Below are 14,265 nucleotides of genomic sequence, written 5' to 3' on the forward strand. Positions count from 1 at the left end.
TTAAACCGTTAGTTTTATTATGAGAGCAAGTTTGCAGAATCGAAATTTCTTAATGAAAAAAACGAATATTTAATAAAAAAGAATAAATATGGCTGAATGTATAACTTGCGGAGAATACACAAAATTTAATGGTGGACTTTGTTTTTCATGTTATAAAAAAGACGAAAAATCTAAAGAAGTATTGGTTGCAGAAAAGGAACCTGAAAAAAAAGGAAATAAAAACAAAAAAGGAGAACATAAATCGAAAGAAAACCCTTGGATTTCAGGAGTTATAAAAGGTCGAATTGCGGAGACAATTGTTGAAGAACTTTTCCGTTCACTCGGCTTTCAAGTGTTCAGTTACGGAATGGAAAACTCGATTCCAGGAATAAAAGATCTTTTAAAAGGAGTTAGGGGAGATGTTTCTAAAAATATTCGACAAATGCCTGATTTTGTTGTATTCAAAGACAATCAAGCACATTTTATTGAAGTCAAATATCGAGCAAGTGGAGAACTAAAATTAAAGGATATTACTAAATATGGTGACTACCCTTTCGAAAACACTCTATTTGTTCTTGTTTCCAAAAAGCATATAAAGTGTATTTCATATAAAGAACTCAGTGAAGGAAAAGAAATCACTTTAACTTCTAATAATTTTTTAAAAAAACGGAAGGAATTTGATACTGATAAAGACTTAATCATAGAATATTGTAAATATGCAGTTAAGTTTTTTGAAAACGTATAGAAAAAGAAAAGAATTATAATCGAAAAAAGTACTAAAACTAATACCAGTAATCGTTGCGCAAGACCCAAAAATATAGAATTTAACTAAAAAGACCTTGTTGTTCTATGCTCATGCTATGATGTTAGTGCCAATTTGTAACTGGTACAATTAAAGAAGGATTTAATGATTTTGAATTAGAGAACTATAATTATACTCGTCTTTTGTTCTTATGTTTGCGCTTTTTCTTGTACCGCTTCAATAGAGAAGTCTTTTTTGTAGTCGATAAGTTTGGTTGCTTTATTTACAACAAGTTTGCTACTATCTTTATCTAAATTGAATAACTCGCCTTTAAAATCTGAAAAATCAATAATATTGCTGGAAATAATATGTTTGGAAAGAGAGTCTAAACTGGTATTCGCTTTTTCTAAGTTTTTAGATTTTACATGAGATGCTTTTTCAATTTCAAAATCTAAACTTTTAAAATTAGCATAGTCTGTAGCTCTGTAAAAGATAGTGTACTTGTTAAGACTACTATCGTAGTTCTCGCTAAGATTCATTGTTACTTTAGCGATAATGGAATCCACATGTGGTTTTTTGTTACTTATATAAACTTCGCTAAGTTGGTTGATGGCTTCCTCTAGAGAAATCACATAATTTAAAGCCTTAATGTCTTTAATGCTAAGTGTTTTGTTTTGATAGCCCAGGCAAGAAATGGTAACGTTTTTATGCTGAATATCTTCTGAGTTTAAGCTAAAGTAACCTTCTTCATTAGAAATAACACCGCTAAGTTCACCTGTTTTAATGGTCGCATAGGGTATGGGCGTATTATTACTTTTAGAAACTAGTTTGGCTGTGATATTTTGAGCCTGGATACCAATGGTAATAAAGAAAAATGTAATAAGTAAGATCGATCTTTTCATAATTCATGATTACATAAGATTGACGAATACATTACAAGAATGTTACATGAGGGATCGAGGGCTTTATAAAAAGTTTAACAATAGGTATAAAAAAAGAGGAGGCTGTCTAAAAAGTGATGAACTTTGTCATTACAGAGACCTGTGTTAAAAATTTTAACTAGCGTATAAAATGACATAATTGGGGTGTCATTCAGGAGGTACGACTGAAGAATCTTTAGAGATTAATGATAAAGATTCTTCGCTGTGCTCTGACAAACGATTATAAATTAGGTATTTATAAAAAACGTCAATAGTAGCAAAGCGAAGCATCTTATTTGTCTAATATTCAGAATGACACTTTTTAGACAACCTCCTCTTTATTAAGGGATATAATTATTATAATTTAAAATTAAGTCTTCCAAACACATAAGTACCATCAGATCCCATTTGAACAGAATCGGCTAAACCACCTTGGTCTGTCCACCCATCAAATTGAGGGGTCGGATATTGGTTAAACAAATTGTTAGCTCCTAAGCTAAATTTAATTTTCTCGGTTAATTGATATCCCAAACTAAGATCTACAACAAGAGCTGCCTCATACACATCAGTCGCTACAGGAAAAAGAGCATCTGCTTCTGCTTGATTTGTTGCAGGCGTATCTACCCATTGAAAATCTTGAAGGGTAACCTCACTAAACTGAGTTAAGGAAACTGTAGCATCAAACTTTTTACATGAATACCCTAAATTAAGCCCAAATTTATAATCGGGAGCTGCAGCTTCAAGGTAAGCCTGTGAGAATGGACCAAAGAAGGTAAACTCATTTAAGTTACCGTTATTAATATTCTTAATCTCTAAATCATTAATATTACCAATCACAGCAACCTTAATATTGCTATTTTCTCCTATTTTAGTATCATAACCTAAAACAATATCCAAACCATTGGTTCTGGTATCCACACCATTAGCAAAAAACTGAGCGGCATCTACATTTAAAGGACCCAAAATAGCTTGGTCTGTAAAATTATCGGTTAAAATAATTCTATCATCCACAGTAATAGAATAAGCATCCACAGTTGCTGTAAACCCACCTTTTTTATAAGTAAAACCAATACTGGCATTAAATGCTTTTTCTTCTTTTAATTGACCAATGCCAAATGCTTTTGTAACCGTACTATTATTTGCAGATAATAAGGAAGGCACAGATGCACCAGCAACAATATTGGTAAAGATTAGGTTATAATACAATTGGGCTAGGGAAGGTGCTCTAAAGCCTGTAGAGACAGAGCCTCTTAATGAAAGGTCATTGTTAATTTTTAGTCTACTAGCTAGTTTTCCATTAAAAGTGCTTCCAAAATCGCTATAACTTTCATATCTAACTGCAGCAGCTAGCATAAAAGGGTCACTTACATTAAGTTCTGTATCGAAATAAATACCATAATTAGTTCTGCTTCTATCTACTTCGTTATCTGGGCTATATCCAGGGAATCCTTGTGAACTGCCTGGTAAATCATCACCGTTAGAATCGAAAGCAACCGTTTGTACACTAGGATTTGTAATAACAACCCCATTTACATCATAAAGTCCGTAAGAAGGCACTTCACCAGCAAAAATGCCAAAGTTTTCTGTTCTATATTCAAAACCAAAAGCTAAACTTAGTCCAGAAGCAACATCTTCCAGATATTTATTAAAATCTAACCCTGTTGTATTTTGAGAAAGAAAGTGTCCACCAGCATCAAAGTCGGTAGGAGAAGCATCTTGCATAGACGCATTATTACTATTTTTTATAAAATAGTGGAAGTTATTTTTTCCGTAGGTATTATTAAAATCTAAATGCCAACCATTATCCATTTCATGTCTTACACCAACCGAAACAGAAACGTCGGTAATATTAGAAGTAATTCTTGGAGTAAAACCGTTTGGATATAAACTAGGAACGGCTCTGTTATCACCTTCAGCGAAACTATCTCTGGAAAAAGCATAGGCATTGGTATCTCTAAAATTTCTACCGCCAAAAGCATATACTTCGGTATGATCGTTTACAGGTAAAGCAGCATTAATCATAAAATTAAAACCTTCAACTCCAGCACTACCATATCCTTTTCTCCAAGCAAAACCTGGCCTTAAAGTGTTTTTTCTTGATAAAAATTCTGTTGTAAAATTCATAAAACCACCTTGATCATTTAAGGTAACACCATAATTGGCATCTATTTTAACGGTTTCACCATCCCAGCTTTTATCATCACCATCCAATCGGTTTTTACCTTCAACATTACTAAGCGTTTCGCCAGTAGCATCTTCCCAGCCATCACCAATAGCAGTACTATAAGCACCGTAGGTAACACCACCAGAAAAGCCATCGGTATTATCTTTTAAAACAATATTGATAACACCAGCAATAGCATCAGACCCATATTGAGCAGAAGCACCGTCTCTTAATACTTCTATTCTTTTAATGGCACTTGCAGGAATAGCATTAAGATCGGTTCCAGAATTACCACGGCCTCTGGTTCCAAAAATGTTTACCAAAGAAGATTGGTGTCTACGTTTTCCGTTTATTAAAACGAGGGTTTGGTCTGGTCCTAAACCACGTAAAGAAGCAGGTACCACATGGTCTGCTCCGTCTGATCCAGATTGTTTACTGGCATTAAAAGAGGGAGCGGCATATTGTAATATCTCATTAACTTCAACCTTACCCGTAGTAGATGCAATGTCTGCAATATCTATAACATCTACAGGAACAGGCGTGTCTGTTGCGGTTCGTCTGGGACTCCGAGACCCCACTAAAAGCACTTGATCGAGACTAACACCTTCTTTTAAGGTAACATTAATTATCGCCTGATTATTAACGGGAATTTCTAAAGAGTTATAGCCTATATAGCTAAAAACTATAGTTGAATTTCCATCGACAGCAATTGTGAATTTCCCATCGAAATTAGAAACAACACCATTGGTTGTTCCTTTTTCTAAAACATTCACACCCGCAATTGGTAATCCAGAAACATCAGAAACAACACCCGATACTTCTTGTTGTGCAAATGAAAAAATAATGCTAAATAAACTTAGCGTACATGTAAAAATGCTTTTCATAATTTATTATTTATTAGAATTAGTTATAGTAAATATACTATAATAATGCTGTTGTTATAAATAATTACTTACAATAAGAGGGGTGAAACCACCTTATTAATAGCTTTTTCCTTTATAATCATTGAATTATATAAAAATTATAAAATACTATTAATATAGTATATCTTTGCACTCGCTAAAATAAGTTCTCGTATTTGCGGGAATGAAAACAAATTTTTAATGAAAGCAGGAATTGTAGGATTACCAAACGTAGGAAAATCAACTTTATTTAATTGTTTATCTAATGCGAAGGCACAAAGTGCCAACTTTCCTTTTTGTACTATAGAGCCTAATATTGGTGTGGTAAATGTACCAGATCCAAGATTAGAAAAATTAGAAGAATTGGTTACTCCAGAACGTGTACAACCTGCAACTGTTGAGATTGTGGATATTGCAGGCTTGGTTAAAGGAGCTAGTAAAGGAGAAGGTTTAGGAAATCAGTTTTTAGCAAATATTAGAGAAACAGACGCAATTCTGCATGTGCTACGTTGTTTTGATAATGATAATATTGTACATGTAGATGGCAATGTAAATCCTATAAGAGATAAGGAAACTATCGATATGGAACTGCAACTTAAAGATTTAGAAACGGTCGATAAGAAGCTTGATAAGGTAAAGCGTGCCGCAAAAACAGGAAATAAAGAAGCTCAAAAGGAAGAGGCTATATTATTAGTAATAAAGGCTGGTTTAGAAGCAGGAACATCGGTTCGTGCTTTAGAATTTAGCGAAGATGATTATATCGATTTTGTAAAGCCATCACAATTTATTACCGATAAGCCAGTGATGTATGTTTGTAATGTTGATGAAGGTGCAGCCGTTTCTGGTAATGCTTATGTTGACCAGGTAAAAGAGGCTGTTAAAGATGAAAAAGCTGAGGTTTTAGTCTTGGCAGTTGGTACAGAAGCTGATATTAATGAATTGGATGATTATGAAGAGCGTCAAATGTTTTTACAAGATATTGGGTTAGAAGAACCTGGGGCTGCTAAATTAATTCGTTCTGCTTATAAGTTATTAAACCAACAAACCTATTTTACTGCGGGTGTAAAAGAAGTTCGCGCCTGGACTATTGACGTAGGAGCTACTGCACCACAGGCAGCAGGTGTTATACATACCGATTTCGAAAAAGGCTTTATTCGTGCTGAGGTTATTGGTTATGAAGACTATGTGTCTTTTGGAAGTGAAGCCAAAGTAAAAGAGGCAGGGAAAATGCGTGTAGAAGGTAAAAACTATGTTGTTAAAGATGGAGATGTGATGCATTTCTTGTTTAACGTATAGTTTTGTTAGGAGTTAGAAATTATTTTTGAACATAGACTAAGTCACAGACTAGTCATTTTTTACAGGAACGTATCTTATAACTTCTAAAAATTTTTGACACGAACCAACCTGCCAGCTGGCAGGTTTCACTAATTCACAGGAATTCAGTTTTACCATATTTCACAAAGCAGACTTTTCAGTCTGTCAAAACGAAGCTATGGACTTCCTGTTCAGGGCGGTTTAGTTTAAGGTTGAAGTGTAGCTTTTTAAGGAGGTATCTTTTTTTTATGAGATGTCTCGTCACTCATGCTTCGCTCTGTCGACATGACAAATAGCTGTTTATTAGTGGTGTAGGTGTTGTTTGCCTATTTTAGTTTTCCAATATCAATTTAAATTCATCAAAAGAAGTGTTTCCAGTTTTTATTGAAAAAGACTGTTCAACATTATTTTTGGAGTGACTAACGGTTACTTTGTAATCGCTATTTCTTTTTAACTTTAATTTTAAAAACTTATTCATGTCATCAGTAGCACTGGGCGAATAACCAAAATTAATTCTTTTATCTTCCATAAAAACATCAACACGACAATCTAATCTCGAATCGCTTTTAGTCAGGTCTTTATCTTTAAATATTATAAAACCAGCTATTAATTCATCGTCCGCAAGTTTACTATTTTCCAGAGAGTTTTCATATAAATCTATATATCGTTGCGTTACGTTAACACCATAGATATAAGGTTTTTTATTTATATCATTTTTTTCTTTATAGCGTTTATGCCTTTTTCTTAGTTTAGGAGGTAAACTGCTACTATCCATTTTTTTTATCAAATGCTTAAAAGCTTTTCCAGCGTAATAGTATTGATTTGTCGGTTTGTATGAAACAGCATAAATCCAATGTATCGGGTTATTAGGATCTGCTTTTCCAGCATTTGCTAAAAACCAAGCTTTATTAAGGTCTTCGGGGTAATACTCTATAAATTTCCATTCATTATCTATAAAGACTTCAGACCATGTATGATTGCCTTTCATATTAGTCCACATGGGCGTTCCAGCTAGTCTTGACGGAATTCCTACAGAGCGGAAAGCATCTGTTAAAATAATTGACAAACCTGTACAAGTAGCCATATTTTCTGCCATCGCCTCTTTGGGACTGGAATCTACTATAGAACGTTTCACATTATATGAAACATTAACCTCGTTTTTAATTGGTTTTGCAATCGCTAAAATGGCATCTTTTAAATTGGTTTTACCTTCTACGTACTTTGAAAAGCGTTCGTAAAAATCTTTTCGCCATGGGTCTCGTGTTTCAGCAACATTTGTATAAGGGAGCACTTCGTTAAAAAAAATAGAATCTGGTAGCGCTTTGCACCAGGGGTATTTTTCTCTTGTTTTATAAGCATATTCTGCATTTTCTAAAAGAAATGAAGCAGATAGCGTTGTTAAATCTCTTTCTGGCATATAGCTAATAAGAAATGCGACGCCTTCTTTTTGGTTTTTAGGAGCATCGGTTAATACTTTTAAAATTTCAGGCGCATTTGTATTTGCTTTTACAAGCGCAGTGTCTAAAAGGGCATGGTAGATCTCTGGAATATCCTGGTATTTTGATTGACACCCTGTAACGATATAGAAAGAGATAAAAAGGAACAATAGGTTTTTCATTTGTTTATATATTTATTGAGGTACATTTAAACCACTTTTTTATAATATTTAGGAAGTCTTAATAGAGATGTAAAATAAGAGTTCAGATGTCGCAATATATAAAAAACGCTTAGTACATGATAAAAATTAATGATATAAATGATATATCAGATGTTCCAAAAACAAAACTTAAACAGTTTCTTATAAAAAACGTAATAATTGAAGGTTTGATTGCATTAAGATGTATGCTGGACATCGTATTATTTTAGTAAGACAAAAACGAATTAAATCTACGCCTTATATATTCGTTTTATGAAACAAACAACAAAAACATTTATATACGGAATAGCATTAGGAATTCTGGGGATTGTTCTATTTTCCTCAAAAGCTGTCATGGTAAAACTAGCGTATCAATATAAAGTGCATGCAATTAGTATCTTACTACTTAGAATGCTGTTTTCTTTACCTTTTTATATTATTATTGCCTATTTGTATCGGAACCAAAATACGGGTACTACTGTAAAAAATAAAGATTATGCTTGGATTGTTTTTTTCGGATTTGTTGGGTATTATCTGGCGAGTTATTTCGACTTTGTTGGGCTTACTTATATTAAAGCAAGTTTAGAACGTATTATTTTATTTTTGTATCCAACTGTTGTTATTCTTTTAAACAGATTCTTTTTAAAACAACCCATAACAAAAATTCAAATGGGAGCCATTGCTTTAACTTATTTAGGTATTGTTATTGCTTTTTGGCATGAGGTTGCTATGTCTGGAAATGATACTTATATAGGAGGCTTTTTTATTTTACTAAGTGCTATAACATACGCATCCTATTTGGTAGGTAGTGGCTGGCTAATTCCAAAATTTGGAGTTATGAAATTTACAGCCTATGCCATGATTATTTCATGTGTTTGCGTATTTGTACATTATAGTATTATGAGTCATGACGACCTGTTTGGTTTTTCATGGGAAGTTTATGTTCTTGGATTTTTAATTGCTGTTTTTGCGACAGTGATTCCGTCCTTTTTAGTATCGGCTTCTATAAAAATGATCAGTTCGTCGAATTTTGCAATTGTAGCAGGTGTCGGACCCATTTCGACTATTATTTTGGCCTCTGTGTTCTTAAGTGAAAAGCTAACGATATTACAATTTTTTGGAGCACTGGTAGTTATAGCAGGCATTATGTTAGTGTCTTTAAACAAGCCAAAAGTAAAAGAATAGGTTCTCAACAAAAACAATTTTATATTGTTAATTACTTTGTGTAGCTGAGGTTTCATTTTTTGCAACGTTGTCTTATATTAGCATTCTATCATAACATTTTGCTCAATTCTATGGCCAAACAATCCAATTATACCGAAGATAATATACGCTCACTCGACTGGAAAGAACATATTCGTATGCGACCAGGAATGTATATTGGTAAGCTCGGAGATGGGTCGTCTCCAGATGATGGTGTATACATCTTATTAAAAGAAGTTTTAGATAATTCCATTGATGAGTATGTCATGGGAGCAGGAAAAACCATCGAAATAGCCATCCAGGGAACTAAGATCACTGTCCGTGATTACGGACGTGGAATTCCTTTAGGAAAAGTAGTTGATGTGGTTTCTAAAATGAATACTGGTGGAAAGTATGATTCTAAAGCATTCAAAAAATCTGTAGGATTGAATGGTGTTGGTACCAAAGCAGTAAATGCGTTATCCTCATTTTTTAGAGTAGAATCTACGCGTGATAATAAATCTGCTTCTGCAGAATTTGAGAAAGGTAACTTGATCAATCAAGATTTATTAGAGACTTCGAGAAGAAAAGGAACGAAGGTCTCTTTTATTCCAGATGAACTCATTTTTAAAAACTATAAATATAGGAACGAGTACATCGTTAAGATGTTAAAAAACTATGTGTATTTAAACCCAGGATTAACCATCGTTTTTAATGGTGAAAAATACTATAGTGAAAATGGATTAAAAGATTTATTAAGTGAAAATATTAATGAGTCAGATAGACTTTATCCTATTATTCATTTACGAGGCGATGATATTGAAGTCGCGTTAACACATAGTAAAACACAGTATAGTGAAGAATACCATTCGTTTGTAAATGGACAAAATACTACGCAAGGAGGAACGCATTTAAATGCCTATAGAGAATCGTTGGTAAAGACCGTACGTGAGTTTTATGGTAAGAATTATGATGCCTCCGATGTTAGAAAATCGGTTGTAAGTGCTATAGCGATTAAGGTTATGGAACCTGTTTTTGAAAGTCAGACCAAAACAAAATTAGGCTCAACCGATATGGGAGGTGACCTGCCAACGGTTAGAACGTATATAAATGATTTTGTAAAAACGAATTTAGATAATTTCCTGCATAAAAATCAAGATGTTGCAGAAGCTATTCAACGTAAAATATTACAGGCAGAAAGAGAACGTAAGGAACTTTCAGGTATTCGGAAATTAGCAAAAGATCGTGCTAAAAAGGCAAGTTTACATAATAAGAAATTACGTGATTGCAGGGTTCATTTTGGTGATGCTAAAAATGCACGTAATTTAGAAACTACCCTTTTTATAACCGAGGGAGATTCGGCATCAGGTAGTATTACAAAATCTCGTGATGTTAATACTCAGGCCGTTTTTAGTTTAAAAGGAAAACCGCTGAACAGTTATGGATTAAGCAAGAAAATTGTTTATGAGAACGAAGAATTCAATCTGTTACAAGCAGCATTGAATATAGAGGAGTCTCTGGAAGATTTACGATACAATAATGTAGTGATCGCAACAGATGCCGATGTGGATGGGATGCATATTCGTTTATTATTGATTACATTCTTTCTTCAATTTTTTCCAGAAGTAATAAAAGAAGGGCATTTGTATATCTTACAAACCCCATTATTTCGAGTAAGAAATAAAAAAGAGACCATTTATTGTTATTCAGAGGAAGAACGCCGTAGTGCTATTGAAAAATTAAAACCAAAACCAGAAATAACTCGATTTAAAGGATTGGGTGAGATCTCACCAGATGAATTTAGACATTTTATTGGTGACGATATCCGATTAGATCCTATTATGTTAGATGATAATATGTCTATAGAAGAGCTATTATCCTTCTATATGGGTAAGAATACACCAACCAGACAAGAGTTTATTATTGATAATCTAAAGGTTGAGTTAGATATCATTGAAGAAACAAATTAATTATGAATAAAGCACGATCTGCGATTACTATAATATCGGTTATTTTATTGATCGCATGGCTTTTTAAAATAGATTATAACGATCTAAGTTATAAAAATAATAGCACAGCTTATCTTGGCATTTTGATAATGATACTATTGATCATTTTTGGTGTCAAACAAATAGCAAAAAATAAGAAATAAAATTCTCCTACTTAGAACTGATATAAAAAATGACCGAAGACGAAGACCAAAACGATGATTTAATTAACGAACAAGATGAGCCTCAAGAGACCATTACCCGAATTACGGGGATGTATAAAGATTGGTTTCTGGATTATGCATCTTATGTTATTTTAGAACGCGCCGTACCAGCTATTGAAGATGGTTTTAAACCAGTACAACGTCGTATTATGCATTCTATGAAAGATCTGGATGATGGACGTTACAATAAAGTAGCAAATATTGTTGGTCATACGATGCAATATCACCCACATGGTGATGCAAGTATAGCTGATGCGATGGTACAAATCGGACAGAAAGATTTATTAATAGATACTCAAGGGAACTGGGGAAATATACTAACAGGAGATCGCGCAGCAGCATCACGTTATATAGAGGCTCGTATCTCTAAATTTGGGTTAGATGTGGTATTTAATCCAAAGATTACCGAATGGCAGGCTAGCTATGATGGGAGACGTAAGGAGCCTATTAACTTACCTGTAATGTTTCCTTTGCTATTAGCACAAGGGGGAGAAGGTATTGCAGTAGGGTTGTCAACAAAAATATTACCGCATAATTTTATAGAACTTATAGATGCCTCCATCAAGCATTTACAAGGAAAAGGTTTTACCATATTACCAGATTTCCCAACTGCGGGAATCGCCGACTTTTCTAATTATAATGATGGATTACGAGGTGGTAAAGCACGTGTACGTGCTAAGATTTCACAGTTGGATAAAAATACGCTTGTTATCTCAGAGATTCCATTTGGAACCACCACATCGTCGCTTATAGAATCTATTTTAAAAGCGAATGAAAAAGGAAAGATAAAGGTTAAAAAGATAGAGGATAATACTGCAGCAGAGGTAGAGATTTTAGTGCATTTACCTGCAGGATTATCACCAGATAAAACGATTGATGCCTTGTATGCATTTACTAGTTGCGAATCGTCTATTTCGCCTTTAGGCTGTGTTATTGAAGATAACAAACCTTTATTTATTGGTGTTTCAGAAATGTTACGTCGCTCTACAGATAATACGGTGCAGCTTCTTAAAGATGAGCTTGAAATTAAACTAGGGGAGTTTGAAGAACAGTGGCACTTTGCAAGTTTAGAGCGTATTTTTATTGAAAATAGAATATATCGGGAAATTGAGGAAGAAGAAACCTGGGAAGGTGTTATAAAAGCTATTGATAAAGGGTTACAGCCGCATATAAAACACTTAAAACGCGCTGTTACAGAAGACGATATCGTTAGACTAACAGAAATTCGAATTAAACGGATTTCAAAATTTGATATTGATAAAGCGCAACAAAAAATAGAGGCTTTAGAAGAGCAAATAGCCGAAATAAAACATCATTTAGCGAACCTTATTGATTATGCAATCGCATATTTTAAAAGGTTGAAGAAGGATTATGGCAAAGGAAGAGAACGTAAAACAGAGATCCGTATTTTTGATGATGTCGATGCTACCAAAGTAGTGATAAGAAACACGAAACTTTATGTAAATAGAGAAGAAGGTTTTATTGGAACATCGCTCCGTCGTGACGAATATGTGGGAGATTGTAGTGATATAGATGATATCATTGTATTTACCAAAGAAGGTAAAATGATGATTACCAAGGTAGGAACAAAAACATTTATTGGGAAAGACATTATACATGTTGCTGTCTTTAAAAAGAAGGATAAGCGTACTATTTATAACTTAATTTATCGTGATGGTAAAAGTGGTCCTTCATATATAAAAAGGTTCGCCGTTACTGGTGTGACAAGAGATAAGGATTATGATCTAACTAAAGGAAATAAAGGGTCTACGCTGCTTTATTTTTCTGCAAACCAGAATGGTGAAGCCGAGGTTATCACAATATTGTTACGACAAGCTGGAAGCATTAAAAAATTAAAATGGGATATTGACTTTGCCGATATACTCATAAAAGGTAGAGTTTCTAAAGGAAATCTGGTTACTAAATATTCAATAAAACGAGTTGAATTAAAAGAGAAAGGTGTGTCTACATTAAAACCACGTAAAATATGGTTTGATGATGCTGTGCAACGTTTAAATGTTGATGGTAGAGGTGAGTTGATTGGAGAATTTAGAGGCGAAGATAAATTGCTTATTATCAACCAATCTGGGATAGTAAAAACGGTTACGCCAGAAGTTACCATGCATTTTGATAATGATATGATCATTATGGAAAAATGGGTACCTAAAAAACCAATATCTGCTATTTACTTTAATGGTGAAAAAAAGATCTATTATGTCAAACGTTTTTTAATTGAAAATGAAGGTCGGGATGAATCATTTATATCAGACCATCCTAATTCGAAACTAGAAATCGTCTCTACAGATTGGAAACCGATTGCAGAAGTCGTATTTGTTAAAGAACGCGGAAAAGATAGAAAAGACAATTTAGAAATAAACCTTGAAGAATTTATTTCTATTAAAGGGATAGCTGCTTTAGGAAATCAGTTAACAAAAGATAGAGTAAATCAAGTTAATTTGTTGGATCCAATACCTTACGAGGCTCCAGAAGAAGTACATGCAGAGGATATAGAGGTTATTGATGAAACGGAAGTTTCTGCTGATACTCCCGAGAATGATACTCCAAATTCAGATAATATTAAATTATCCCAAGAGGATTCTGATGAAGATGGACAAAAAAGCTTGTTTTAAATATTGAACTTATCTTGATTTTGTATATTTCCTGAAACGGCAGATCTATATCATTAAGGCTGAAATGTCAGTCTGAATAGCGGAGGAAATGACGTAATTGGAATGTCATTCAGAAGGAGGTACGACTGAAGAATCTTTAGAAATTAATGATAAAGATTCTTCGACTCCGACAATTGTCGGAATGCTCTGAATGACAAGTAATTGAAAGTTAGTTGTTTATAAAACACGTCAATGGTAGTTACTTCGACTGCGCTCTTTACATTGTATTTGAAAGACACGAATTGCACGAATTTACACAAATTGAGTTTCTAGTACTTAAGATTTCCATGCTTAACATAAACACGAATCAGACTTTCAGTTTGTCTTAACCTTATACAAGTTTGTTATTCGTAATTAAAAACCAACAAACCGAAAAGAATTAATTTAGAAATTCTATCTTTATAGTCTGTTACACTAAGTCAAACATATTATCTGAGTCTTTCTCAAAAAAGACAATCTCGATAAAAACGAGTCATTGATGCATGGAAATCTTTTGATTACTAATGCACAGATAGTTATATCCATTTATTTTATCAAACCTTAAA

General features: G+C 33.6%; 9 protein-coding genes. 6 read left to right on the top strand and 3 right to left on the bottom strand.

The features are described from left to right. Positions 1 to 88: 88 nt before the first annotated feature. Positions 89 to 724 carry a hypothetical protein gene (locus Q4Q40_RS12255; protein WP_303302121.1) on the top strand — a complete coding sequence of 212 codons (636 nt, stop codon included), beginning with the start codon at positions 89 to 91 and terminating at the stop codon, positions 722 to 724. A gap of 206 nt (positions 725 to 930) precedes the next feature. Here the strand turns inward: Q4Q40_RS12255 and Q4Q40_RS12260 are convergent, their stop codons facing one another. Together Q4Q40_RS12260 and Q4Q40_RS12265 are read right to left on the bottom strand one after the other, a co-directional pair. Next, the gene (locus Q4Q40_RS12260) at positions 931 to 1,623 is read right to left on the bottom strand and encodes a carboxypeptidase-like regulatory domain-containing protein (protein ID WP_303302122.1); all 693 of its coding nucleotides are present in this window, start codon (positions 1,621 to 1,623) and stop codon (positions 931 to 933) included. Between the two features lie 375 nt (positions 1,624 to 1,998). Then, positions 1,999 to 4,689 (bottom strand): TonB-dependent receptor, encoded by a 2,691-nt coding sequence (locus Q4Q40_RS12265; protein ID WP_303302123.1) that lies wholly within the window; start codon positions 4,687 to 4,689, stop codon positions 1,999 to 2,001. 219 nt (positions 4,690 to 4,908) lie between these two features. On the opposite strand from Q4Q40_RS12265, the gene ychF reads away from it, so the two are divergent. Beyond that, complete coding sequence (ychF, locus tag Q4Q40_RS12270; RefSeq protein WP_303302124.1) at positions 4,909 to 6,003, top strand: redox-regulated ATPase YchF; 1,095 nt, start codon at positions 4,909 to 4,911, stop codon at positions 6,001 to 6,003. 349 nt (positions 6,004 to 6,352) lie between these two features. Here ychF and Q4Q40_RS12275 read toward each other — a convergent pair whose 3' ends face one another. After that, positions 6,353 to 7,639 carry a transglutaminase domain-containing protein gene (locus Q4Q40_RS12275; RefSeq protein WP_303302125.1) on the bottom strand — a complete coding sequence of 429 codons (1,287 nt, stop codon included), beginning with the start codon at positions 7,637 to 7,639 and terminating at the stop codon, positions 6,353 to 6,355. A 291-nt stretch (positions 7,640 to 7,930) separates the two neighbouring features. Here Q4Q40_RS12275 and Q4Q40_RS12280 point away from each other — a divergent pair, with 291 nt between their 5' ends. The 4 genes from Q4Q40_RS12280 (at position 7,931) to Q4Q40_RS12295 (ending at position 13,681) form a co-directional block, all read left to right on the top strand. Continuing rightward, positions 7,931 to 8,842, top strand: a complete 912-nt coding sequence (locus tag Q4Q40_RS12280) for a DMT family transporter (RefSeq protein ID WP_303302126.1) — start codon at positions 7,931 to 7,933, stop codon at positions 8,840 to 8,842. A gap of 110 nt (positions 8,843 to 8,952) precedes the next feature. Beyond that, positions 8,953 to 10,809, top strand: a complete 1,857-nt coding sequence (locus Q4Q40_RS12285; protein WP_303302128.1) for a DNA topoisomerase IV subunit B — start codon at positions 8,953 to 8,955, stop codon at positions 10,807 to 10,809. A gap of 2 nt (positions 10,810 to 10,811) precedes the next feature. Beyond that, positions 10,812 to 10,991, top strand: a complete 180-nt coding sequence (locus tag Q4Q40_RS12290) for a hypothetical protein (RefSeq protein WP_303302129.1) — start codon at positions 10,812 to 10,814, stop codon at positions 10,989 to 10,991. A gap of 29 nt (positions 10,992 to 11,020) precedes the next feature. After that, a complete protein-coding gene (locus Q4Q40_RS12295; protein ID WP_303302130.1) occupies positions 11,021 to 13,681 on the top strand; it encodes a DNA gyrase/topoisomerase IV subunit A in 2,661 nt (886 codons plus the stop codon). The last annotated feature ends 584 nt before the right edge of the window (positions 13,682 to 14,265 follow it).

The sequence above is a fragment of the Flavivirga jejuensis genome, from assembly GCF_030540765.1.
In the GTDB taxonomy this organism is placed as follows: Bacteria; Bacteroidota; Bacteroidia; order Flavobacteriales; family Flavobacteriaceae; genus Flavivirga; species Flavivirga jejuensis.